The 23,434-nt window shown below is 61.2% G+C and carries 18 protein-coding genes; 5 read left to right on the forward strand and 13 right to left on the reverse strand.

What is annotated here, in order from left to right:
* Window positions 1-17: 17 nt before the first annotated feature.
* Both DW178_RS03115 and DW178_RS03120 read right to left on the reverse strand, forming a co-directional pair.
* Entirely contained in the window at window positions 18-779 is a 762-nt protein-coding gene (locus DW178_RS03115; protein WP_286168481.1) for a 4Fe-4S binding protein, read from the reverse strand.
* Between the two features lie 136 nt (window positions 780-915).
* Entirely contained in the window at window positions 916-1,062 is a 147-nt protein-coding gene (locus DW178_RS03120) for a CD1871A family CXXC motif-containing protein (RefSeq protein ID WP_220240876.1), read from the reverse strand.
* Window positions 1,063-1,134: 72 nt separating this feature from the next.
* Here DW178_RS03120 and DW178_RS03125 point away from each other — a divergent pair, with 72 nt between their 5' ends.
* Together DW178_RS03125 and DW178_RS03130 are read left to right on the forward strand one after the other, a co-directional pair.
* Window positions 1,135-1,827: a response regulator transcription factor gene (locus DW178_RS03125; RefSeq protein WP_286168482.1), complete on the forward strand. Its 693-nt coding sequence runs from the start codon at window positions 1,135-1,137 to the stop codon at window positions 1,825-1,827.
* Window positions 1,828-1,931: 104 nt separating this feature from the next.
* Window positions 1,932-2,966 (forward strand): HAMP domain-containing sensor histidine kinase, encoded by a 1,035-nt coding sequence (locus DW178_RS03130; protein WP_286168483.1) that lies wholly within the window; start codon window positions 1,932-1,934, stop codon window positions 2,964-2,966.
* 274 nt (window positions 2,967-3,240) lie between these two features.
* Here the strand turns inward: DW178_RS03130 and DW178_RS03135 are convergent, their stop codons facing one another.
* Entirely contained in the window at window positions 3,241-4,614 is a 1,374-nt protein-coding gene (locus DW178_RS03135) for an SPFH domain-containing protein (RefSeq protein ID WP_118349650.1), read from the reverse strand.
* A 143-nt stretch (window positions 4,615-4,757) separates the two neighbouring features.
* Window positions 4,758-6,209: a TFIIB-type zinc ribbon-containing protein gene (locus DW178_RS03140; protein WP_118349651.1), complete on the reverse strand. Its 1,452-nt coding sequence runs from the start codon at window positions 6,207-6,209 to the stop codon at window positions 4,758-4,760.
* Window positions 6,210-6,699: 490 nt separating this feature from the next.
* Here DW178_RS03140 and DW178_RS03145 point away from each other — a divergent pair, with 490 nt between their 5' ends.
* Entirely contained in the window at window positions 6,700-8,178 is a 1,479-nt protein-coding gene (locus DW178_RS03145) for a DHA2 family efflux MFS transporter permease subunit (protein ID WP_199669233.1), read from the forward strand.
* Between the two features lie 670 nt (window positions 8,179-8,848).
* On the opposite strand, the gene DW178_RS03150 is transcribed toward DW178_RS03145, so the two are convergent.
* Complete coding sequence (locus tag DW178_RS03150) at window positions 8,849-10,072, reverse strand: LL-diaminopimelate aminotransferase (RefSeq protein ID WP_118349652.1); 1,224 nt, start codon at window positions 10,070-10,072, stop codon at window positions 8,849-8,851.
* A 301-nt stretch (window positions 10,073-10,373) separates the two neighbouring features.
* Window positions 10,374-11,003, reverse strand: coding sequence for a flavodoxin family protein (locus tag DW178_RS03155; RefSeq protein WP_118349653.1), 630 nt, complete (start codon window positions 11,001-11,003; stop codon window positions 10,374-10,376).
* A 307-nt stretch (window positions 11,004-11,310) separates the two neighbouring features.
* Here DW178_RS03155 and DW178_RS11500 point away from each other — a divergent pair, with 307 nt between their 5' ends.
* Window positions 11,311-13,950, forward strand: a complete 2,640-nt coding sequence (locus tag DW178_RS11500) for an excinuclease ABC subunit UvrA (RefSeq protein WP_286168484.1) — start codon at window positions 11,311-11,313, stop codon at window positions 13,948-13,950.
* Window positions 13,951-14,073: 123 nt separating this feature from the next.
* On the opposite strand, the gene DW178_RS03170 is transcribed toward DW178_RS11500, so the two are convergent.
* The 7 genes from DW178_RS03170 to DW178_RS11640 all read right to left on the reverse strand — a co-directional run bounded on the left by DW178_RS03170 (window position 14,074) and on the right by DW178_RS11640 (window position 21,583).
* Entirely contained in the window at window positions 14,074-14,754 is a 681-nt protein-coding gene (locus tag DW178_RS03170; RefSeq protein ID WP_158574013.1) for a TorD/DmsD family molecular chaperone, read from the reverse strand.
* A 227-nt stretch (window positions 14,755-14,981) separates the two neighbouring features.
* Window positions 14,982-15,824: a dimethyl sulfoxide reductase anchor subunit family protein gene (locus DW178_RS03175; protein WP_118349655.1), complete on the reverse strand. Its 843-nt coding sequence runs from the start codon at window positions 15,822-15,824 to the stop codon at window positions 14,982-14,984.
* Entirely contained in the window at window positions 15,825-16,412 is a 588-nt protein-coding gene (locus DW178_RS03180) for a 4Fe-4S dicluster domain-containing protein (protein ID WP_114619834.1), read from the reverse strand.
* Window positions 16,413-19,286, reverse strand: coding sequence for a molybdopterin-containing oxidoreductase family protein (locus tag DW178_RS03185; protein WP_158574015.1), 2,874 nt, complete (start codon window positions 19,284-19,286; stop codon window positions 16,413-16,415).
* A gap of 46 nt (window positions 19,287-19,332) precedes the next feature.
* A complete protein-coding gene (locus DW178_RS03190) occupies window positions 19,333-20,055 on the reverse strand; it encodes a hypothetical protein (RefSeq protein ID WP_118349657.1) in 723 nt (240 codons plus the stop codon).
* 2 nt (window positions 20,056-20,057) lie between these two features.
* Window positions 20,058-20,918, reverse strand: coding sequence for a 4Fe-4S binding protein (locus DW178_RS03195; RefSeq protein ID WP_118349658.1), 861 nt, complete (start codon window positions 20,916-20,918; stop codon window positions 20,058-20,060).
* Entirely contained in the window at window positions 20,915-21,583 is a 669-nt protein-coding gene (locus DW178_RS11640; protein WP_118349659.1) for a 4Fe-4S dicluster domain-containing protein, read from the reverse strand. The genes DW178_RS03195 and DW178_RS11640 overlap by 4 nt, the downstream gene beginning before the upstream one ends.
* A 381-nt stretch (window positions 21,584-21,964) precedes the next feature.
* On the opposite strand from DW178_RS11640, the gene DW178_RS03205 reads away from it, so the two are divergent.
* Window positions 21,965-23,422 carry a helix-turn-helix transcriptional regulator gene (locus DW178_RS03205; RefSeq protein ID WP_158574019.1) on the forward strand — a complete coding sequence of 486 codons (1,458 nt, stop codon included), beginning with the start codon at window positions 21,965-21,967 and terminating at the stop codon, window positions 23,420-23,422.
* The last annotated feature ends 12 nt before the right edge of the window (window positions 23,423-23,434 follow it).

Raw genomic sequence — 23,434 nt, forward strand, 5'->3', positions numbered from 1 at the left:
TTTTCAATCGATATCCGTTATTCGAGCCTATCCGCCTCCGCGGCGCGATGACCGCATGACGCGCACATGCCGAAGCGATAGCTGATGGCATCAACAGGGCAAGCGTTCACGCACATCCCGCAGCGTATGCATTCGGCGTGGTCCGGTGAAGCCGTCACGTCGACATCCATCTTGCAAGTCCTCGCGCACGTACCGCAGGAGATGCATTTGCCCTGATCGACCTTCATCCCCAGCAAGGAAACCTTGTTCATCAGGGCGTAGAACGCGCCAAGGGGGCAAACCCATTTGCAAAACGGCCGATAGAACAGCACGCTCAGCACAACTACTGCGATCAATACCGCAAGCTTCCACGTGAACAACGCCCCCAACGCCGATCGGATGCCGCTATCGACGAGGGAAAGCGGGATAGCACCCTCGAGAACGCCTTGGGGGCAGATGTACTTGCAGAACAGCGGGTCGCCCATGCCGACGTCGTTCACGAGCACCGCGGGCAGGAGCACTACGGTCAACGCCAGCACCCCGTACTTCACGTATCTCAACGGCTTGAGCTTGCCCGTGGACAGCTTTTTGCCCGGAATCTTGTGCAACAGTTCCTGCAGCCAGCCGAACGGGCACAAAAAACCGCACACGAAACGTCCCAGCAGCACGCCCGTCAAAATCAAGAACCCGGTCACGTAATACGAGAAGCTGAACTTCGAAGATCCGACCACCGCCTGAAAGGCGCCGATAGGGCAAGCGCCCGCAGCAGCTGGACAGGAGTAGCAATTCAAACCAGGCACGCATACCGCTTTCGAATCACCCTGGTAAATACCGCCCTTGATAAAGTTCGGCAGGTGGATATTCGAAAGCAATGCGGCACCCGCCTGGATAAACCCGCGGAAACGGCTTAAGAACCACGACGCATGGAAGTTTCCCTTACCCAATCCCAACACACTCCAAACACAGCCTGATAGCCTTGCTGAGCACGATGTCGACCTCACCCCGAAGGGCGCCGACGCCCACCATGGCAGCCCCGACGATCAGCAAGATCGCCTGGAATACCGCCTTCCTTGTTTTGAACAATCTGACACTCCTTTCGTTCTTGGGCATATGTAATCATATCTGCTATAAAATCCGCGTTAAGGAACAACACGTATGAGCTGGAGGGCCGATATGCGTATTTTGGTTGTCGAGGACGAAAAGGCACTGTGCGACGCAATCACCCGCAGCCTTCGCCATCTTGCCTATAGCGTCGATTGCTGCCATGATGGGCAAACGGCCATCGACCTGCTCGCCATCGAAACCTTCGACCTGGTCGTGCTCGACCTGAACCTTCCCGAAGCGGACGGCATGACGGTGCTTGAAACGCTTCGGGAAACCGACCACGACACGAAGGTGCTGATCTTATCGGCACGATGCGACATCGCTGATAAGGTATGCGGCTTGGATGCCGGGGCCAACGATTACCTGACAAAACCGTTTCATCTAGAAGAGCTCGCAGCCAGGATACGAAGCCTGACCCGCAGGCGATTTGTTCAAGACAACACCGTGCTGACCTGCGGAACCCTTTCTTTTGACACAAGCTCTCGTAAGGCTTGCGCAAACAATCGATCCCTTTCCCTGACTCGAAAGGAAACGGGCATATTGGAATACCTGATGCTCAACCAAGGGCGACCGGTTAGCCAGGAGGAGCTCCTCGAGCACGTATGGGACTGCAGCGCGAACAGCTTCAGCAATTCAGCCAGGGTCCATATGTCGGCGCTCAGGAAGAAGCTGCGCGAAGCGCTCGGGCACGACCCTATCAGCAACCGCATAGGGCAAGGCTACGTGATGGAGGATAGCGAATGAAGGGCCTTTCACTGCAATGGCGCATCACGTTGATGACAGCCGCCCTCGTCTGCGCGGCCTGCCTATCGATGAACTTCCTTGTCGGCTACTCCGGAATGCAATATATGGATGAGATCGGCAGCGGGGTATCGGCTTATAGCAACGTGAACGAGGATGTTCCCAAGTCATTCGACCCAGAAAGCGAGGACGTCGGCAATGAGCTGACGATCGTAGTGAGCGACGCGCAAAAGTCGTTCGGCGCTACAAGCTGGTGCATTACCGCTATGGTGACGCTGATCGGAGGCGTGCTCGCATACTTCGCAAGCGGCCGCGCACTCAGACCCCTACGGGCTTTCGCCGCGCAAATCGAACACGTGCAACCAGGGAATCTTGCCGATTCGAAAATCAGCGAGGACGTGCTTCCGGAATTCAAAAGGTTCAGCGAATCGTTCAACGGCATGATACATCGCCTTGACGCGGGTTTCGCCGCGCAACGCCAGTTCTCCGGCAACGCCGCGCACGAGTTGCGCACGCCTCTGGCGCTCATGCAGGCCCAAATGGAGCTATTCGCAGTAGAACACCCTGACGTAACGCCCGCGACCAACGACCTCCTTACGCTGCTGCACGAGCAAACCGAGAGGATGTCGAGCATGACGAGCACATTGCTCGAAATGAGCGAGCTGCGCGCCATCCCCTGCAACGACGAAATCGAACTCGCGCCCCTGATCGAGGAGGTGCTAGCAGACCTCGCCCCGCTCGCCGACCAAAAGGGCATCGCCCTCGCCTGCCGCGGGAACAGCCTGATGAACGGCAGCGACCCATTGATGTATCGGATGATGTTCAACCTTGTCGAGAACGCGATTCGCTACAGCCGTCCCGCCTCGACGATCGACGTGACCGTCGATGAGGAAGACGATCGCGTTCTCGTCCGCATCAAAGACGAGGGTTTCGGAATCCCCGAACAGCACCGAGACAGCGTGTTCCAGCCGTTTTTCCGCGTCGACAAGTCTCGCAGCAGGGAATACGGGGGCGTAGGGTTGGGCCTGTCGCTGGTATGGGAAATCGCGACGCTTCACGGAGGCACGATCGAAGTCGAGAACAGCTCCAGCCACGGCACCGTCATGCTCGCAACCCTCCCTAAGCTACGCGTTGCGAAGTAGCCGATTGGACTCTAAGCGTGCCTCAATCACGGCCCAAGCGCCATGAGCGGCGCATCGTTGGCGAAGAGCCCCTACCCGCAAAAAGCGGCGCCCGCATGAAATACGGGCGCCGCCATCAAGTTTGCGCATCGCGCTTCGCCGCAAGGGTCGGGCCGACGCCCTGCCGCTGCGCGTCGGCGAGCTAACAGCCTTCCGGGCGCTCAGCTGCCGGCGAGGCCTACGCCCACGCCAGGGGCGGAACGGGGGTCCTGCCGCGCATCGCGCACAAGCCGCCTTACGGGCGCTTCGTGCCGCAGTTGCTGCAGAACGCGCCGGTGTTGTGCTGGCCGCACTGGCAATCCCAGCCGCCGTCGCCTGCGGGCTTGGGGCTGCCGCAGTTGCAGCAGAACTTGCCGGAGTTCGTCGCACCGCACGAGCAGGTCCACTCGCCGGCGGGCGCAGACGGCTCGGGTTTGGGGCTGCCGCAGTTGCTGCAGAACTTGCCGGTGTTGGAGGCGCCGCAGGAGCACGTCCACGCATCGCCGCCTGCAGCAGGGGCCGCAGCCGGCGCTGCCGCAGCAGCGGGCTCGGGGGTTGGCGCCGCGAAGCCGCCGCCTGCCGCCACGGGATACTGGCTTTGCGGGGCGCTGCCGCCCTGGCCGTACAGGCCCTGCGGGTTCATGCCGCCCACCGCGTTTGCCATGCCCATGCCCATGAAGCCCATCATGGCGCCGTTCTCGTTCGCGGCCGCTGTGCGCATAGCGTCGGCCTGCGAAGCCGCCAGGTTGGCGGCCGCCATGTTCGGGTCGCGCATGACCGCGGCCTTCTGCAGGTCCTTGATCATCTGCTCGTCCTCTTCGGACGCCGCGATGGCGTTCACGCCGAAGCTTGCCACCTTAAGGCCGCGCAGCTCTCCCCACTTCTCGGACAGCACCTCGTTCAGGGCGTCGGCAAGCTCGGTGGTGTGCGCCGGCACGGCAGAGTAGCGCACGCCCATGGCGCTAATCTTCGCGAACGCCGGCTGCAGCGCGGTCAGAAGCTCGCTTTTCAGCTGCGAGTCGATCTTGTCGCGCGTGTAGGGCTCCTCCACGTTGCCGCAAACGTTCTTGTAGAACATGAGCGGGTCGACGATCTTGTAGGAGTACTCGCCGTTGCAGCGCACGGAGATGTCCACGTCAAGGCCGATATTGGCGTCCACCACGCGGAACGGCACCGGCTGAGCCGTGCCATACTTGTTGCCCACGATCTCCTTGGCGTTGAAGAAGTACACGCGCTGGTCCTTGCCCGTGTCGCCGCCGAAGGAGAAACGCGCGCCCACGCGCTCGAACGACTTCTTGATGCGGTCGCCCAGCGTGCCGGACTCGCCGAAGAACAGGCTGGGCTCGGTGGACTTGTCGAACACGAACTCGCCCGCCTCGCCGCAAGCGTCGACGATGGCGCCTTGCTCGACGATGATCATGAACTGGCCCTCGTTCACCGCGATGATCGACCCATCCGAGATGATGTTGCTCTCGCCCTTGGTGTTCGAGCTGCGGCCCTTGTCCGAGATGCGCTTCTGGCCCTTCGCGCACAGCACGTCGGCCTCAAGCGAGTCGCAGTAGAAGTACTCGCGCCAAGAGTCGGCCAGCACGCCGCCTGCAGCTCCGATGCCCGCTTTGATCAAACCCATGATGTCCTCCTTCTCCGATGCTGCCTATTCGTTCGCTACTCCAAAACCTATTAGATAGAGCTTGGTTATACCCGATCGCGCAAGGCACCGGCCGTTCCGTTACGGAAGCGATGATCGGCGCTGCTGCAACCGGTGAAAATCGGTTACCGCTTGTCGTCGTCATCCGTTTCCACAAGCGTACGCGTCTGGTACGAGGTGACGAACGTGTCGTCGCTGCCCGTCAAGTCGAAGCTGCCATTGACCACGTACGCATGCGCGCTGCGCTGCTCCACCGCCGTTTTCATCTGCGAGTAAAAATAGATGCACGTGCCGGCCGCCACGACCAGCGGCACGCCCGCGTCGACGCCCACGCGGGTGACGGTGTCGTCGAACTGGATGAACCCGAAGTCCACGCCCAGCATGACGGCGCCGACCACCAGGAAGATGCCCAAGAACCACAGCACCACCTTCAGCGGCGACACCGGCAGATCGCCCACCAAACGGCCCGTCTGGCCGTTCATGGCGAACAGGAAGTCCTTGTCCTTCCAGCGCGTGTGCAGCATCCATACCGGCAGCAACGCCTGCTTGATCTCGGAGAACGACACCTCGGCGTCCACGTCGGCCGGGTCGACCTGGTCGTAGCCGGTGACGGTATCGCGCAGCTGGTCGGCAAGCGTGTTCTCCATGCGGCGCACCGCGCGATGGCAGCATGCGTCGGAGTCCTGGTCGTAGCGTTCGGCGGAGAAGCCGGGCAAGTAAGCCACCGAGAACGGGGTCAGCTCGTCGTAGTCGAACGGCTCGATGGCGTCCATGTGTTCATCGGGCATCTTCGCCGAACCGTCGGCGGGGATGCGCGTGAACTCCGACGAGCCCTGGCGCCACGCGTTGTATACATGGGTTTCCGTAACCTCGTATTTGCCCTCGCGCCAGGTGCGTATGTTGCGCGCCTCGAAGGTGCCCTCGCCGCTCGCCGACCCGTCGTAGAGCCAGAACGGCACGTACACGCCCTGCACATGGGCGATGCGGTTTTGCGCGGCGAATTCCTTCGGAAGGAACTTCTTGCCCTTGTAATACTCGGTAAGCGTCTGCTCGGCGGCGGCCTTGTCCAGCTTGAACGGGATGACCAGGTCGGGCTTTGCAGTGTCTACGAACGAGCCGGGCGCCATGGCCTGGTTGCCGCAGTACGGGCATTCCTGGATGGCGGTGGTGGCGTCGGACGTCAGCTGCGCGCCGCACGACGAGCACAGGTACGTGCGCATGCCGGCGCGCTCCTCCTCGTTCCAGCTGGCACGCGAGAGATACGAAGCGATGGAGCTTTCGGCCTGGGCGCCCACCGCCACGGCAGCGTCGATGACGTCCTCGGTGACCACCGACGACGCCCCGGCGGCGTCGTCGGCCATGCGCTCGAAGCTTGATTGCTCGCCGGCTTCGGCGCGTGCCGCCGCGGCCTGGGCCTTCTCGTCGGCCTCGTGCTGCTTGGCCGCATACGCCTCCTCGACCTGGGCCGGCGTGAACGTGGATTCGCAGAATTCGCACTCGAGCATGCCGCTATCGCCCTTATAGCGCAGCGGCCCCATGCAGTTCGGACATTGATAGTTCACCGATTCTTGGGCCATGGATTTTTCCCTTTCCCGAATGCGTATGTGAAGAAAACCTCTGATAACAGCTTACCAAATCCGGGCGTTTCAGAAGCGCCATGCCGTCCCATTTTCAGCCGCATTTCAGCAACCCGCGGCCCGACTTTTCGTTCAGGGGAACAATAGCCGATCGAGCGCGTACAATGAGCCGAAACGAGCGAGGGGCCAGGCGGGGATGCGGCAGCGAAGCGGGCCGCCGCGCGAAGGGGCTTCAGCCAACGCCGCGCGTAACGCGTATGAAGCGCCTCCCTTCGCGGGAGGCGCTTTTCGATTCTCCACAATTTCCACGCTTACGAAGTGGGCTTGTTTTCTGCTAGGCTGAAAGCAATTAGTGGTAGTCAGTAGCGCCCTTAAGCGGGGGCTGCAAAGGATGAAAGCTTCCTTTGCAGCCCCCGCTTTTTGTTTTGTCGGGCATTTGTGCCCGCGCGGGCGCTGCGCAAAAGTCGGAAAGGATTGTACGGAAAACAATATGCAAGGTTTCGATCCCCATAAGGCGCACATCGAGGTTGCGCACCCCTACCTGACCATGATGGGCCTGTACCTGGGCGGTTTCACGGGCATGTTCAGCGAAACGTCGCTCAACATCGCGCTGCCGCAGCTTACCGAAGCGTTCGGCGTCGACGTCGCCGTGATGCAGTGGATGGTCGTCGGCTATATGTTGGTCATCGGCATCGTGCTGCCCTTCGCCAGCCTGCTCATGAAGTGGTTCAGCGTGCGCAAGCTCACGCTGTTCGCGCTGGGCGCGTTCTTCGTCGGCTCGCTGATCAGCGGGTTTGCCCCCAGCTTCGAGGTGATGCTGGCGGGACGTCTGGTGCAGGGAGTGGGCACCGGCCTGGTGCTGCCCATGATGTTCGCCGTGGTTCTTGAGGTGTTCGCCCCGGTGAAAATCGGCGCTGCGATGGGCCTGACGGCGCTCATCATCATGTTCGCCCCCGCCATCGGCCCCACCCTTTCGGGCATCATCCTCGGCGTGCTGGGCTGGCGCTTCATCTTCTTCACCTTCGCCGTGGTGCTGGCCGTGGCCATGGTGTTCGCAGCGAAGTTCCTGGTGAACCCCTACGAGCTGACGCGCCCGCGCGTCGATGCGCTCTCGTGCGTGCTGTCATGCCTGGGATTCGGCGGCGTGGTGCTGGGCGCCGGGCTTGCCAGCCTGTACGGATGGACCAGCATCGAGGTGGTATCCGCGCTGGTCATCGGCGTGATTTGCATTGCCGCCTACGTGAATCGCCAGCTGTGCATGGAGACCCCCGTGCTTGACGTGCGCGTGTTCTGCCAGCAGGGCTATCGCGTGGGCGTGACGCTGGTGATGCTGAACTTCGGCATCACGTTGTCGGCCATGTACCTGCTGCCGCAGTACATCCAAAGCGGCATGCTGCTGCCTGTGGCCATGGCCGGCATGCTCATGCTGCCCGGCGGCGTGGTGAACTGCATCGTGTCCGTGATCGCCGGCGGCCTGTACGACCGCATCGGCGCCCGCATCCCGGCCCGCGCAGGCTTCGCCCTGTCCATTGCGGGCACGGTGATGTTCCTGTTCGCGACGCCCAACTCCTCGATCACGTACGTGATCTGCGCTCACGTGATCTTGATGGTCGGTGTGCCGCTGGCCATGTCGCCGAGCCAAACGAGCGCCCTGAACTCGCTGCCGCACCGCATGAACGCGGACGGCTCCACCATGATGAACACCCTGCAGCAGGTGCTCGGCGCCATCGCAACCGCCGTTGCCACCAGCCTGCTGGGCATGGGCCAGGCGGCAAGCGCGGAAAGCGGCGCGGTCGCGTTCACCAACGGCGTGCACTGGGGCTTCGCGTTCACGCTGGTGCTGGCAGTTGCCGCGCTGACGGTATCGATGCTGCTGAAGGAGCGCAGCTACGCCGACGAGGCCGGGGCGCCCGAAGGCGGCGCTGCGCCGACGCATGGCGAGGCGCCCGCAAGCGCCCCGCAGGCATAGGGCGCAATGGCGGCCGAGGGCTGCTGGCAGGAAGCGCTGATGCCAATTGGTGCGACCCCTATGCCGTTTGGGGCGGTCGGCAGTTTACCGACCGCCCTTTTTTGACGGCCAAGCAAGATGGAGCCCCGCAGGCACCCTCGCGATGATCGCGTTCGAAATGCCTCGCAACATCCAACTTGCAGCACCCCACAAGACAACGCATTGCAATTGGTATTCGTTGCGCATCGTTTAGCATATTATTGTGGCTTATACCACATCCGGGGCCTTTTACTATGGTGAATGATGATCGATTTACTCACTGTGCAGAAAATGCACAGTTTTAGGCCTGTTTTCACTCTCCCACCCTGCGCTCCGCATCCCGGTCACCGGTCTACACCGGTAACCTTAGATAACTGAATGCACATTGAACTGGTTGGTTGTCATATCCCTGCAAGTGCATCCAAGCATACGAAAAAGGGGACCGCAGGCCCCCTTTTTCGGCAACTACATATGCAACAACAGCTGAGTACGCCGCAACCTCCGCGTCCGCTGCGACAACTGCACCTGCAGCACCGGCCATCACAACCCCGGTGCTGCAACTATGCACGCAACGGGGGCTATATACACCAAAGCTACCGCGTACGCTATGGCAATCGCAATCGCAGCACTAGCAAACGATCGCCCGCCGTCTCTACTTCGCCATGAGCTTCTGGATGCGCTCCATGGCCTCGACCGTGGCATCGGCGTCACCGAAGGCGGTCAGGCGCACGTAGCCCTCGCCCGAGGGGCCGAAGCCCGCACCCGGCGTGGTGATGATGTTCGCCTCGGTCAGCAGCTTGTCGAAGAACTCCCAGCTGCCCACGCCCTCAGGCGTCTTGCACCAGATATACGGGCTGTTCACCGCACCGTACACGGTGAACCCGGCGGCCTCGAGGCCCTCCTTGATCACGCGCGCGTTGTTGCGGTAGTACGCCAGCGTCTCCTCGATCTGGCGCTCGCCTTCCTCGGTGTAGATGGCAGCGGCACCGCGCTGGATGATGTAGCTGGCACCGTTGAACTTCGTGCACTGGCGGCGATTCCACATGGCATTGAGGCTCTGACCGTCGCGCACCAGCTCCTTGGGCACCACGGTGTAGCCGCAGCGCGCACCGGTGAAGCCCGCCGTCTTGGAGAACGAGCGGAACTCGATGGCGCAGGTCTTGGCGCCTTCCACCTCATAGATGGAGTGCGGCACGCCCTCTTCGGTGATGAAACGCTCGTAGGCGGCATCGAACATGATGATGGCGTCGTTGGCGTTTGCGTAGTCGACCCACACCTTCAGCTGCTCAGCGTTGAGCACCGTGCCGGTGGGGTTGTTCGGGCTGCACAGGTAGATGACGTCCGCACGGCCCTCGGGAAGCGCCGGGCAAAAGCCGTTCTCGGCGGTGGTGGGCATGTACACGATGTTCGTCCAGCGTTCGGCGGCCTCGTCGTAGTCGCCTGCGCGCCCGGCCATGGCGTTGGAGTCGACATACACGGGATACACCGGGTCGCACACGGCCACCACGTTGTCGACGTCCAGAATGTCGCCGATGTTGCCGCAGTCGGACTTTGCGCCGTCGGAGATGAAGATCTCGTCGTCGGCGATGTCGACGCCGAGCGCATGGAAATCGCGCTTGACGATGGCGGCGCGCAGGAAATCGTAGCCCTGCTCAGGGCCGTAGCCGTGGAAGGTCTCGGACTTGGCCATGTCCTCGACGGCGGCGTGCATCGCCTCGATGACGGCCGGGACCAGCGGGCGCGTGACGTCGCCAATGCCCATCTTGATGAGCTTCGCCTCGGGATGCGCCTCGGAGTACGCGGCGGTACGGCGAGCGATCTCGGAGAACAGATAGCTGCCGGGAAGTTTCTGGTAATTCGGGTTGACCTTAGCCACGAAGGGCCTCCTTGCACGTTCGGTTTCCGCAAGCGGCGGCGCAACCGCGACCGCCGCAGTTTTCATACGGGCCCATTTTGCGGCGGATTTCCCCGAGATTTCCGAAATGTAACGTAGAGGCTCCCGGATTTAACACGGAAGCGCCGGTACATGGCCGGCGCTTCACGAATGCGTCAAATAACGGTTGGAGCCGCCCGAGCTAGCGGATGCGGTTCGCAATCTGGCCGATCGAGATAACGGACGCGGTTCGTCATCCGACCGCGCGAACTAGCAGAGCTAGCTCGCAATCTGGCCGTCCAAGCTAGCGGATGTAGTTCGTCATCTGGCCGCGCTCGGCAACGGGGACGTCGATGCCCGCGGCTTTCCCGGCTTCGATGCACTTGAGCAGCCACGCCATGTTCTGCCCGATGTTGCGCATGGTCTGCAGGCCCTCCGCATCCTGCGCGGCCTCGCCCGGCAGGCGCCCATGCACGTTGTTCCAGTAGGTGGACGACACGACGGGCATCTCGCAGATGGTGAAGTACTTGTTCAGCACGTCGAACGATGCCGTGGTGCCGCCACGGCGCGCAACAGCCACCGCCGCGCCGGGCTTATGGCGAAACGCCGCGCCACCTGCGTAAAACGCGCGATCGAGCGCGCACAGGATGCGGCCCGAGGGATGCGCGTAGTACACCGGCGTGCCGAACACGAAGCCGTCGGCCTGCGCAGCCTCGGCGATCAGCTCGTTGACCACATCGTTGTCGATGGCGCACTTACCGCCCAGCTCAGCGCACTTGCCGCAGGCGATGCAGTCGTTGACGGGCTTGTTGCCCAGCCACACGGTTTCCGTCTCAATGCCGTGCCCCTCAAGCGCGGCGGCAACCTCGGCGAGCGCAACCGACGTGTTGCCCTCCTGCCGCGAGCTGCCGTTAACCAGCAAGACCTTGCTCATAGGAATATCCTCTCGTCTGGATGACCCGGTAGGTGTCGACTCCATTGTACAAGCGCCAACCGCCGCCAACCAAACAAGCACACACCCCGGACACTTCGAGCCTCGGACACTTCGGGGACGTAGCACTATGTGTCCGGGCGGGCGAAATGGCTAACATACGGGCGAATCAATCCGGACAGTTAGCGCTACGTCCCCGAAGTGTCCTTCCAGCTTCCGCCCGTGTCCCGCGGCACACCCTCCGTGTCCCCACCCCGGACTCGCCTTATAATGAAAGGCAACCTTACGCCATCGCCTGAAAGGCCCCGCCATGAATCACCTGCCCACCGGCAAAACCAGCATCACGCCCGCCAACCCTACGCATATCGAGGTGCGCGGGGCGCGTGTCCATAACCTGCGGAACGTGAACGTCGACATCCCGTTGGGCCAGCTGGTGGGCGTGTGCGGCGTGTCAGGCAGCGGGAAAAGCTCGCTTGCCCTGGGCGTTTTGTACGCAGAGGGCTCGCGTCGCTATCTGGAGGCGCTGTCCACGTACACGCGTCGGCGCATGGGGCAGGCCGCGCGCGCCGACGTCGACGAGGTGCGCTACGTCCCCGCCGCCCTGGCGCTGCACCAACGCCCGAGCGTCCCCGGCGTGCGCAGCACCTTCGGCACCATGTCCGAGCTGCTAAACAGCCTGCGCCTGCTGTTCAGCCGCGTGGGCAGCCACCCGTGCCCGCACTGCGGCACCTATGCCCCGCCCTCCATGTCGGTGGCCGCCGAGCAGCCGATCACGTGCGCAACCTGCGGAAAGACCTTCTTCGGGCCCGGCGCCGAGGAGCTTGCCTTCAACAGCGGCGGCGCCTGCCCCACCTGCGGCGGCACCGGCACCGTGCGGCGCGTGAACGAGGCCGCGCTGGTCCCCGACGAGAGCAAAACCATCAACGAGGGCGCCGTGCTTCCCTGGGGAAGCCTGATGTGGGACCTCATGAAGCAGGTGTGCGGCGAGATGGGCGTGCGCCTTGACGTGCCGTTTTCCGAGCTCACGCCCGAGGAACGCGACATCGTCTTCCACGGCCCCGCCGAAAAGCGCCACATTCTGTACAAGGCGAAGAAAGGCGACAACTTCGCCGAACTCGACTTCACCTACTACAACGCCGTCTACACCGTGGAGAACGCGCTGGCGAAGGCGAAGGACGAGAAGGGCCTGGCGCGCGTGGCCCGCTTCCTGACCGAAGGGCCGTGCCCCGATTGCGAGGGCACGCGCCTGTCGGCGGCGGCGCGAGGCCCGCTCGTGCGCGGGATAAACCTGGCGAAGGCGTGCAAGATGACGCTCGACGAAGCCGTGACCTGGGTAGATGGCGTCCCGGAAACGCTCGCTGAGGACCTGCGCCCTATGGCGGTCTCCATCTGCGAGTCGTTCCAGCATACGGCGCGACGGCTGCTTGAGCTGGGACTGGGCTATCTGTCGCTCGATCGCGCAGGCTCCACGCTGTCCACCGGCGAACGCCAGCGCGTGCAGCTGGCGCGCGCCGTGCGCAATCGCACCACCGGCGTGCTCTACGTGTTGGACGAGCCCTCCATCGGCTTGCACCCCGCCAACATCGACGGCCTGCTCGGCGTTATGCGCGACCTGTTGGCTGACGGCAACTCGGTGGTGATGGTCGATCACGACACGCGCATCCTGGCCGCGGCGGACTACCTGGTGGAAATGGGCCCAGAAGCCGGAGCGGGCGGCGGGCACGTGGTCGCCTGCGGCACGCCGGGCGAGTTGCGGGCCGATGACCGCTCGCTGATCGGAAGGTATTTGCCGGACAGCGAAACGAAGGGCATCGCAAACGCGCCGGCGGGGGCTGCCGCGGCGCCGAACGCGCCCGCCGCATCGGCGGGGGCAAGCGCTTGCGTGGCGGAAGCCCCCGAAGCTGCGTCCCTTTCCGCTTCCACATCCGACCCCATGTCCAACGTGCGCCCGCGCTGCCCGGAGGGCCAGCTGTTCGAGCACGGCACTATCCACTTGGAAACCAGCCCGCTGCATACCGTGCACGAGCTGTCGGTCGACCTGCCCGTCAACCGGTTGACAGCGGTTACCGGCGTATCCGGAAGCGGCAAGACCACGCTGGTGCTGGAGGAGCTGATTCCCGCACTGAACAGCGTAAACGCGGACGAAACGCTGCCATCCAGCGTGCGCGGGATCGACCCCGCCGGCATCGTCCGCGCGCAGCTCATCGACGCAACCCCCATCGGTGCGAACGTGCGCTCGACCGTCGCCACCTATTGCGGCGTGCTCGACGACCTGCGCCGCGCGTTCGCTCGCACCGACGAGGCAAAAGCCGCGGGCTTGAAGGCGGGCGCGTTCTCCTATAACACCGGCAAGCTACGCTGCCCCACCTGCGACGGAACCGGCCAGGTGTCGCTTGACGTGCAGTTCCTTCCCGATGTGGACGTCCCCTGCCCCGACTGCCGCGGCCGCCGCTACGGCGCCGAGGCCGACGCCATCACCTGGAATGGGCGCACGCTCGCGCAGCTTATGGCCATGAGCATCGACGAAGCCCTTGATGCGTGCGCCAGCCTGAAGAAGGCGCACGCCATGCTGCAAACGCTCCATGACCTGGGGCTTGGGTACCTCACGCTCGGCGAGGCCACGCCGGCGCTTTCCGGCGGCGAGGCGCAGCGCCTGAAGCTGGCCAGCGAAATGGGCAAAGCGCAGGACGGGGCGCTGTTCGTGTTCGACGAGCCTACCATCGGCCTGCACCCGCGCGACGTGCGCACGCTGCTGAACGTGTTCCAGCACCTGGTCGAGCAAGGCGCCACGGTGGTGGTGATCGAGCACGACCTGGACTTCATCCGCAACGCCGACTACGTAGTGGACATGGGGCCCGGCGGCGGCCAAGCGGGCGGTCGCGTGGTGGCCTGCGGCACGCCCGAGCAGATAGCGGCCAACCCCGACAGCGTGACGGGAAGGTATCTGTGATCGCACCTCTTTGCGCCTAAAGGGAATCCGACGTTTTGCCATGAGGTTTGAGCGCAAAGTCGCGTAAGGCCCCCTGCACGCGTTCCTTGGCTAAACCGGCAGCATCGCAGCCGTCAAGGACAGCTACCCCACTTCCTCGAGCAGCTGCTTCTCTTCATTCAAAAAGGCGCCGGTCAGCTTGATCACCCCGCGATAGAACCTCGTCGCGACCATCGAAAGCGCCAAGTCAAGGAAATCGTTCACCCACGGCGTAACCTGCTTTTCCAGAAACGTGCGCTGGAGTGAAACTATACGCACTGCCTCAGACTCGTCCGAGGCATCCACGCACAGCTTTGCGCGCTCGCACAGCTTCGCCATGAATTCGAACATGAACGAAAGGTGATCGTCGGGCATGTCGATGCCCTGCGCAACCCGGATGCATTCGCTCTTGAACGCATGGTATGCCTCCGAGCATGCTTCCCCCATGATCTGATTGCCATCATGCATGAACAGCGAAGCATATGGTTGGGCCGTTTTCCCATCATGGGTTGAAGCTCCATAAAACACAGCGGTGAAATCAGCCGCCAAATCATCTACCGTGCCGGTATTCATGCGTCGCAATGCGCGATATATGTCGTTGCAAGCATCCGCTGCCGCAGAACCATCTTCGGCAAGCGATTCCCAGTCTTGCTCGGACAAAGCATTGACCTGCTCGGAGGAAAGGGGGCGAAAATACAACTGCGCCAAAACCTTGTACATCTCCGCTCGTTGCGAAAGCAGCTCAATGCCGTACAGGGGCGACAGCCCCTTCGTTTTCTCGTCCATACCTTGCTCCTCAAACTTGCACGACGGCTCCGATCGCTTACGCCAACCTGATCGAAGCGCCGCGCGCACTACAACCTTTTCGCTTTCCCGCAGCCCCATCACATTGCCGCGAAAGCTACGAGGCCCATTTGCTGCGACCCCGATACGCCAACCGCAAACTTGTTCTATTTGCGGTTGGCGTATCGGGGCTCGCCGGGAACGCATATACGTTCCCGGCGAGCAAACCGCTACAAGTTAAGCATCACGCTTGGAACGGTATGCGCGAACAGATCGATGAAACCGGTTGCGCACAGCCACATGAGAATGCGAATGGACAGGCCGCCGATCGCAGCGCATACAAGACCGCAAACGTTAACGGCAAGTAGGCGTTCCTGTTTGAGCCGCATCGCCAAAACACCGCTCGCGATCGCACCGACCACACCGAACACGACGACGCCGCCCCACATAACCAAAGGCTGCGAGAAAGCCGATCCACCGAGCACGGCCGCGTAGGCAACGGCGCTCACAGCGCCGATCACCGCGCAAACAAACGTGAAAACGCCCAGCTTTCCGCCAAGCTCGCCATCATCCCCGAACTTGACAGCCAAAACCCCGTACAAAAACGCGCCACAAGCGAGGGAAGACCCCAGATACGCAAACGGAAGCACATTGGTGTTCCACGTAGGCTGTCCCTCGATCACATAGCCATGGCCGCAGAAGAAGCCGAGCGCTAATCCGGCAACGATGCCGACAACGCCAACCCACTTCAAGCCCGCCTCAGAGCCTTCGCGGCGGGCGAGGATAAGCCATGCGGCCATTACCACGAAGTTGATGCCGATCAGCATCAACTCGATGGAAACGCCCGAGAACGACAGCAGGTTCGTCACGGCGCTGATGGCGTGAAGCGGGGAAGCCAAATGCAAAACGGAAAAGCAACCGCCAAGCACGACCAAAACGATCGAACACAACGCGGCGGTTTCGCGCACCTTACGCGTTCCGCCAAGCAGCCCCGCAAGGCCGACAAAGGCCGCCAGCGCGCCACCGGTGCCTGCCAACAGGGAAAACAGCACCAAAGGCCATTGAATCTCCATTTACACCAGCTCCTTCCAGCTTGCCACCTTCGGCGACAAAATGTAGCGCGTAAGCGGTTGGGCGTTCCCAGGATCGGGCAGCGCGTGGATCGCCTCAGCAGGATATTTCGCCATCTCTCGGCACACGTCGGAATCAGGGTCGTCGAAATCGCCGAAGAAGCGCGCACCGCAGTTGCAGTTGTGCACGCACGCCGGTACATCGGATCCGTCAGCGGTGATCTGGCTGCACAACGTGCATTTCTCAACGCACCCATGTTCCTTGTCGAAGCTGCGAACGCCGTAGGGGCAGGCATACATGCAATACTTGCACCCGATGCATTTCTCCTTGTTGATAAGCACGTAGCCCGTCTTCGGGTCGCGGTAGCTTGCCGCCGTCGGGCACACCTCCACGCATGCGGGGTTCTTGCACTGCTGGCACTGCGAGGGAAGCCAATACTTCTCGACGTTCGGGAACGTGCCAACGGGGCCGATCGAGATAACCTTGTTGTAAAAGTGACCAAGGTCAAGCCCGTTCTCAAGCTTGCATGCCACGATGCAGCTGTCGCAACCGCTGCATCGGTCCAGATTGATCAGCAAACCCTTCGCCATTTAGAACACCTCCTTGGTAACCGGCTCGTCGCGCAACGCAGGCATGAACGGCGCGAACTGCTCGCTTTCAATCCATATACGCTCAGGCCGCGTCGACTTCTCGATCTTGACCGTGAACGCGCGGTAGCTGTTCGTCGCGAACACGGGGTTTTGGAACTCGTCGGCCGACATGACGTTGTAACCGCATTCCTCGAAACCTGGGGTAATGGAGCTCTGCGTATCGTCGAAGCACTCGGGATTCCAGAAGCGCTCGGTGATGAGCACGCCTGGCGCGATGCCCTCCGTAAGGTACGCACGGGCATGGGAGCTGCCACGTCGCGACGTGATCTTCACCCAATCCAAATGCTCGATGCCGTACTCCGCAGCGGTCTTGGGGTTGATGCGCAGCTCGGGAACGGGCATGAGCTCGCGGATGAACGGCGCATGGCGCATGGTGCCGTGATGGAAATGCGGCAGGCGCCCAGTGGTGATGACCAACGGGTATTCCGTATCGGTCAAGGGGCTTTCCGTGGGCTCCTTGAACACGCAAATAGGCGAATAGTCGTCGCAGGAAGGCTGCTCGTAGGGGTACATGTACGGGAAGCCGGTACGCGCCAGGCGCAGCATAGCCTCGCTGTATACCTCAACCTTGCGCGACATGGTGGCAAAACCGCGCGGCAAGCCGTCGGACACGATGCCCTCGTATTGCTTGTACACCATGTACTGGTTCAGCGGCACTTCGGTATAGCGTTTGTCGATGTCGGATAGCATCTCATCCCATGAGCTGCGCCCCATCTGCTCGGCCCATGCGGCGCGTGCGGCTTCGGTGCTCTCGAAGAACGGCTGTTTGAACGCATCCGGATCGAAGCAATTTTCCGCGCCAAGGTGCTCAACCACCGATTTGCCAACCTGATAAGGCGACACGAACGGGTTGACCGTCTCGCCAAGATGCGTCACGGCGCAACGCGCGTAATGGCGGTTGAAATGCGTGCCGGGCGCCTCGTAGCTATCGTACTCGAGCCACTCGGTGGTGGGCAGGAACAGGTCGACGGACTGGATGGTGAACGACGTCATGTTGGGATATTGCTGGATGACGAAATCCTGCTGGTCGAAGGCGTCCTTCCACTGCAGCGACGGACCCATGACGGCGTACTTGTTGCCCGACATCTCGTACATGACGCGCGGACGGTACGGCTCGCCGGTGGTGATGGCCTGGCGCAGCTCCTTCGGAGCGCACGTCTGCCACTGATGGATGCCCTTGTGTGCGTTCGCACCGAGCGTGTCGCAACGAGACTGGAAGAAGTAGCGGCGCATCTGCTCGCCGTCGCGGCCTTTCTCGTTCCAGCCCTCCACGACCTTGTCGAGCTTACGGTCGTTTTCCTCTTTCGTGAAACCGGTCGTCCAGCCCAGGCCGTAACGAGCAAAGCTGGTGGACGCCTCGCCCAAACGAGCTGTCGGACGGTCGGCGGTCAGCGAAGCCGGGCCATGGTTTTGGAACGCCGACAGGGGCGTTTCGATTCGACCGAGCAGCGCGTCGATGGCCAGCATGCCCAGCGGCGCCGTGGAAGAGCACTCCTGATGATCGGAGAACACGCCGCCGGACACGCCGCCGAAATCAGCGGAAATGTACAAGTCGAGCGCTTCCTTGATGCGATCGGCGTCAAGCCAGCACGTTTTCGCAGCGGCATCAAGCGTCCAGGGATCTGCTTCTTCCCAATAAATCTGACCAGCGGTTTTCGCCTCTACCCCGTTGACGTTCGCCGTCGTGAACGGGACAGGGTCGACCGGACTTGCCTCAGGAGCGGAAAACGGCAGCGGCTGCACGGAGTTCGTGCGCGCATCGAAGCACACATATGCGGGAGTGTCGTACACACCGGCAGCGTCAGCGGCAGGGTTGACGTAATCGGGCCACACTTCTTCGGCGCGGTAGGGCAGCTTCGTCTCGGGGTTGATCAAGCACGGAATGTTGGTCCAGTACTTCACGAATTGCTCGTCATAGGCTTTCGTGTCGATGATGTAGCGAATCCAAGCAAGCAAAAGCGCTGTGTCGGAACCCGGGCGAATGGGCAACCACACGTCGGCCTTCACCGCGTCTGCGGTCATATACGGGTCGATTACCACGGTTTTCACGCCAAGATTGCTGCGGGCATCGGCCAGGCCGTGACCGCCATGAGCCGCCTTTGAGGCAGAGGGCTGGCTACCCCAGATCACGAACACGCGCTCGGAATCATCGCGGCGCTTGCCGTCGATCTCGGCGTTGTCGACGATACCCACGAAACGGTCGACGTTGTCCATATCCAGGCAGCAGTTAAAGCCCACCGACGTGGAGGACACGAAGTCGCGCGGCATGGCGCACTGGCATGCACCCGAAGCCAGCGAATTGCAACCGCCAACCGTGTAATCCATACCCCAGGTTTCCCATTCGATATAGGCTCCGCCACCGCCACGGGCAGACCAATACGAATACGGGCCGAACTTCTTCACAGCCGTGGCGATCTGCTCGCCAGCCAGGTCAAGCGCCTCATCCCAGCTGATGGCTTCCCACTTGTTCTGGCCGCGTTCCCCCACGCGCTTCATGGGATGCAGCACATGGCGAGGGCTGTACAATGTTTGAATCTGGCTCAGGCACTTCAGGCACACACCGCCCTTGTTCAGCGGTCCATCGGGATCACCCTCGATCTTCACCACTTTGCCATCCTCGGTGTACACGCGAACCGGACAGCAATTCGTGCAACCGTGACATGCGGTTTTATGCATCACACGCTCAACAGATTGCGCGGCAAACGCCTTGTCGGCGTCCTCGAGCAGCTGCACGGATTCCGTGGCCGCCAAAGCCGCACCCACCGCGGCAGCAACCTTCGTGAAGCTGCGACGGGTCATGTTCGTTGTCGACATGTCCTCTCCTATCATCTCGTTTTTGATCGTCTCGAAATCGTTTCTCCTACGCCATGGCAGCGCGTAAGGTTTTGGCCAGTTCCTTCCCCTTCCCCGTTGCAATCCAACCATCTTTCCAAACCAGCCCGCCGTTGCGCTCCAACATGTCAAGGAAGAAGCTCGGCTGAAGCGGTTGAGAATTGCTAGCTACGCTCGCACGAAGCGCATCCCCGGCTCGAAGCAAGGTATCGACCTCTTTGTAGCTTCGCGGGATCGTGCAGAAATCTATGACGTCGAGGTAAGCGCCCAAGCGCTGTGGAACCTTGTCAAACAATGCACGCAAGCGCGATTCAGGTGAAAGCTCCTGAGCGACGTCTTCGCCAATTTCCGTTGTTTGAACTGCAAAAACGTCGATAATGTCATCGATTTCGTCCTCGGTCAGCCCCGCTTTGCGCTCATCGGTGAGCTCTTGTCCCTGCGCGTCAAGCTCGATCCAGCGCAGCCCGCCTTCGTTGACCATCGTCATGATGAGGTGATAGGGAGATTGCGCGGCCTGAGGGTATTCGGGATACGAAGCGATTTGGGTTTCCGCTTCCTCAAGCGTGCGCCGCTGCTTGCAAAACGTGAGCAAGCGAATGAACATCTCGCGATGCCTTGGCACCTGTTCCACCACCGCCTTAAGACGCGCCTTGGCATCCTCGGGCGTTTGCGCAATCGCTTGCGTATCGCAATCTTTCTCGCATGGCGTTTGCTGAAGCACAGAGGAAGGCTCTTGAAACTGCTCGACCATATCTATTCCTTTCTGTTCACAAAGCTCAATGCCTTAGCAGGGCAAGTGTTCACGCAGGCCCCGCACCGAGTGCATTCGGCAAGCGAACGATCGCCAAGATCGGCACACGGGTCGATATGCTCGGGACACGCCTGAGCACATGCGGCGCATGAACTACCCGCATGACGTGCGCACATGCTTGCGTCCACGTGCGGTTTGAACGTGCGATTACCGCGGGAAAGCAGCGATAGCAACGCACCGACCGGACAAAAACGGTGGCACCATTTGCGAAGCACGGTAAGTTCGAGCACCAGCAACGCGGGAAACACCAGCACCTCTATAGCAGGCTCGTTGAAACCGATCAGGCGATACAGGGCAATCGCGCTCGCGAACGTCAAACCAATGGGGCATACCAGGCAAAACACCGGGAAGCCACACACAGCCGCCGATGCGAGGGACCCGGCCAGCACGACATGGCGTCCGTCGACCCGAGATCGGAAGGGCTTATGCTTTTCCGCTTGCGCCGCGTTGGTATCGCTCCAGCGTTCAAGAACTCGGTGAGCCGCCTGCGTACGCTCGCATTCGTCCTTCTCGCGCGCCTTCCTACCCCGCAGCAAATCGGACAGAGGCGCAACGGGGCACACCCAACTGCAAAACGCCTTCCCAAACACAAGCGCAACGATCACGACAACCGCAAGGCAGATGAGCACGCGCGGGACGAAAGCCCAGCTACCGAATATGGTTTCCAGCGCACCGAGCGGGCAGATATACGCGATAGCGTCGTAACCGACGCTGCACAGTGTGCCCGTCTGCCATCCTGCAAACAGCGCGATAAGCAAAACCGCCACGATCAGAAATCGAACTGCTTTCCGAATGCGAATCATGCGCGACCTCCTTTCCAGGGTTCAACGTTGATCCCCCGCCGCCCGGTAGCGTCGTAGCTTCCATACGAACTCGCCGGACATGCGTTTTCGCAGGCACCGCATCCATTGCATGCCGACTCGTCAAGGTGAAGGCGCCCATTGCCGTCAAGGGAAAGCGCACCGTAGGTGCAAGAATCTATGCAAGGGGCGTTGCAATGCGCAGAGACACCGAACAATTGGCAAACGTCTTCGTCGATTGCCGCCATGCCTATCTTGTCGACGTGCTCGTCAAACGGTTTGATAGCCGCAACGGGACATGCCGCCAAGCATTTAAAATCGCCGCCGCACATGTCGCAAAACCCGCTTCGGAAATCCATCACGGGAACGCGAGCATTGATGATGCCGTCGGAAAGATGCCCGACGCCAATGGCGTTGGTCGGGCATGCGCTTCTGCATCGATCGCAGCGGATGCAAAGCGAGAGCAGGCTCTGCTCGTCCTGCGCTCCTGGAGGACGAAGAAGGTCCCCCTCTCCGGCAAAGGCTTTTACCGTTCCCCCGAGCGCAATCAGCGCGCCCGCCGCGATGCCGCCTTCTATAAGGTTGCGGCGCGTTACCGTGCGCTGCAGCAATGCCGTTTTACCCATCGACGGCCACCTTAAAACGTGCAAATCTGCAGTCCATATCATCCCCCCTTACCGATGCGCCAAACGTTTGACGCCCTTGTGCGCCGGCTTTGCGGGAAGGCTGTTTTTCGATATACAACCCGCTGTGCCGCGCTTCGATATTTGGGAAACTACCGGAATACATGGCAGCTGACCACTTCACAATAGGGCTTAAATTCGGCCAAACGCCTAGACAATAACGTTTAGGTTGCAGAGTTTAGCCAGGTAAAACGGCTAAAACAGACAGCGGGGCAAAACTGCAAGCAAGCATGCGAACCCAGGCAAGCCGCCATGCGCACCCCTTTTGCCGTATAGCACCTCTTTTGCCGTATAATCTCAAACAGACGTTCCGCGGAGAGGCGGTTCGGATGAGCACGTAAACAGCAGGGGGAAACAGGTTTAACATTGAACAGCGAAGGATTGTTCCCAGCACGGTTTCTAGGGTTCGGTTTATTCTGGGCGTGGCTGTTCTTAGCCGTCTTGTCGCCATCGCCCCTTTTCGGCAGGCCGCTTGGCTTTGGCGACGTCCCGTTCGAAATGTGCGAGCTGCTGGTTCGCGTCATCGTCCTCATCGGTGCCATCGCGTTTGCAAGAAGATTTTCCACTGAACGCGGGAAGCGCGTTCAGTTGCTTGCGGCGCTTGTCTGCGGCACGACGGCAACCGTCCTGCTCCTCGCAAGCGAACAAACAGGGATTGTTTTTGCGGCATCGGTATTAGCAGCAGTTGCGGAGTGTTCGCTGTTCTTGCTGTGGATGACGTTTTTCGGCTACATGAAGCTTGGGGAAACGCTCGCCTTGCTTGTTGCGTCGTACGCAACGGGCGCCGTAATTTGCCTGGCCACGCTCTTTGCCGGACAGACGGCGATGAGCGCTACTTCCGCAGTGCTGCCCGCTGCCTCATGCGCGGCGTTCGTGCTTTCCACTCGATACCATGCCGCCAGCGAGGCATCCGTCGAACAGCAAAAAGAGCCCGAGAACCTCAGGGCGTATGCGCAAAATTCATCGGCGCACCTAAGCTTCACCAGGCCGCTCGTGAAAATGACTATCGGCCTTGCGTTGTATTCCTTCGCATTTTCGTTGTATCTGGGCATTGCGGCGCTTGGGGGGAACTCCTTCTCGAAGGCGTACATCGTCGAACCGACAAGCGCCGTGGCGCTCGCGGCGATCGCTTTGCTCGCCTTTCGATTCGCGCAAACGACAACGCCTTATGCGCTGTATCGCATCGTGGCTCCGCTGTTCGGCGTCGGATTCGCGTTGCTTGCGCTTCACGTCCAGCCTTTGATTGCGGGGCTGTTCGTAACGCTGGGATACCTCACGTTCGAAGTGCTTTCCTATAACGACTTTTGCAACATCGTGAAGGCCAGCGACGCTTCGTTGTTCAAGACGATCGCCTTCGCAAGGCTCGTCAACTCTCTAGGCATGCTTGTCGGGTGGGCTGCGGGATTCGCGTTGTCCCCGCATCTGCAAGCAGCCGATCCCAGCGAGCTGCTGGCAGTGTTCGCTTTGCTCATCGTCTTGCTGACGGCAACGCTGGCCTTTACGGACAAGGACCGCGTAATGATGCTGAGCATTGCCGATGATCGTGCAGTACAAGAAAGCGAGGAGTCCCTCCCTGACCGCGAAACCGCTATGGCAACTTTTGCGCAACGCGTCAGCCTGTCGCCGCGCGAAACCGAAGTTTTAGGGTATTTACTGGCAGGGCGAACGACATCGTTTGCAGCCGAAAAGCTATTCGTAGCAGAATCGACAGTTCGCGCGCACGTGCACAACATATACCGAAAGGCAGACGTTCACTCGCGCATGGAGCTGCTTGACGAATTCGAACGCTACCGTCACGAGATCACCTCAGGACAGCAAGAGTAGGGAAACCGCGAA

This window comes from Eggerthella sp. AM16-19 (assembly GCF_003474385.1).
Lineage (GTDB): Bacteria > Actinomycetota > Coriobacteriia > Coriobacteriales > Eggerthellaceae > Senegalimassilia.

Bases quoted from the DNA above. Each gene is read 5' to 3' on its own strand.
- DW178_RS03145 (WP_199669233.1), top strand. From the start codon at position 6,700: ATGCAAGGTTTCGATCCCCATAAGGCGCACATCGAGGTTGCGCACCCC.
- DW178_RS03140 (WP_118349651.1), bottom strand. From the start codon at position 6,209: ATGGCCCAAGAATCGGTGAACTATCAATGTCCGAACTGCATGGGGCCG.
- DW178_RS03185 (WP_158574015.1), bottom strand. From the start codon at position 19,286: ATGTCGACAACGAACATGACCCGTCGCAGCTTCACGAAGGTTGCTGCC.
- DW178_RS11500 (WP_286168484.1), top strand. From the start codon at position 11,311: ATGAATCACCTGCCCACCGGCAAAACCAGCATCACGCCCGCCAACCCT.
- DW178_RS03175 (WP_118349655.1), bottom strand. From the start codon at position 15,824: ATGGAGATTCAATGGCCTTTGGTGCTGTTTTCCCTGTTGGCAGGCACC.
- DW178_RS03195 (WP_118349658.1), bottom strand. From the start codon at position 20,918: ATGATTCGCATTCGGAAAGCAGTTCGATTTCTGATCGTGGCGGTTTTG.
- DW178_RS03180 (WP_114619834.1), bottom strand. From the start codon at position 16,412: ATGGCGAAGGGTTTGCTGATCAATCTGGACCGATGCAGCGGTTGCGAC.
- DW178_RS03130 (WP_286168483.1), top strand. From the start codon at position 1,932: ATGGATGAGATCGGCAGCGGGGTATCGGCTTATAGCAACGTGAACGAG.
- DW178_RS03155 (WP_118349653.1), bottom strand. From the start codon at position 11,003: ATGAGCAAGGTCTTGCTGGTTAACGGCAGCTCGCGGCAGGAGGGCAAC.
- DW178_RS03170 (WP_158574013.1), bottom strand. From the start codon at position 14,754: ATGGACGAGAAAACGAAGGGGCTGTCGCCCCTGTACGGCATTGAGCTG.
- DW178_RS03125 (WP_286168482.1), top strand. From the start codon at position 1,135: ATGAGCTGGAGGGCCGATATGCGTATTTTGGTTGTCGAGGACGAAAAG.
- DW178_RS03135 (WP_118349650.1), bottom strand. From the start codon at position 4,614: ATGGGTTTGATCAAAGCGGGCATCGGAGCTGCAGGCGGCGTGCTGGCC.
- DW178_RS11640 (WP_118349659.1), bottom strand. From the start codon at position 21,583: ATGATATGGACTGCAGATTTGCACGTTTTAAGGTGGCCGTCGATGGGT.
- DW178_RS03190 (WP_118349657.1), bottom strand. From the start codon at position 20,055: ATGGTCGAGCAGTTTCAAGAGCCTTCCTCTGTGCTTCAGCAAACGCCA.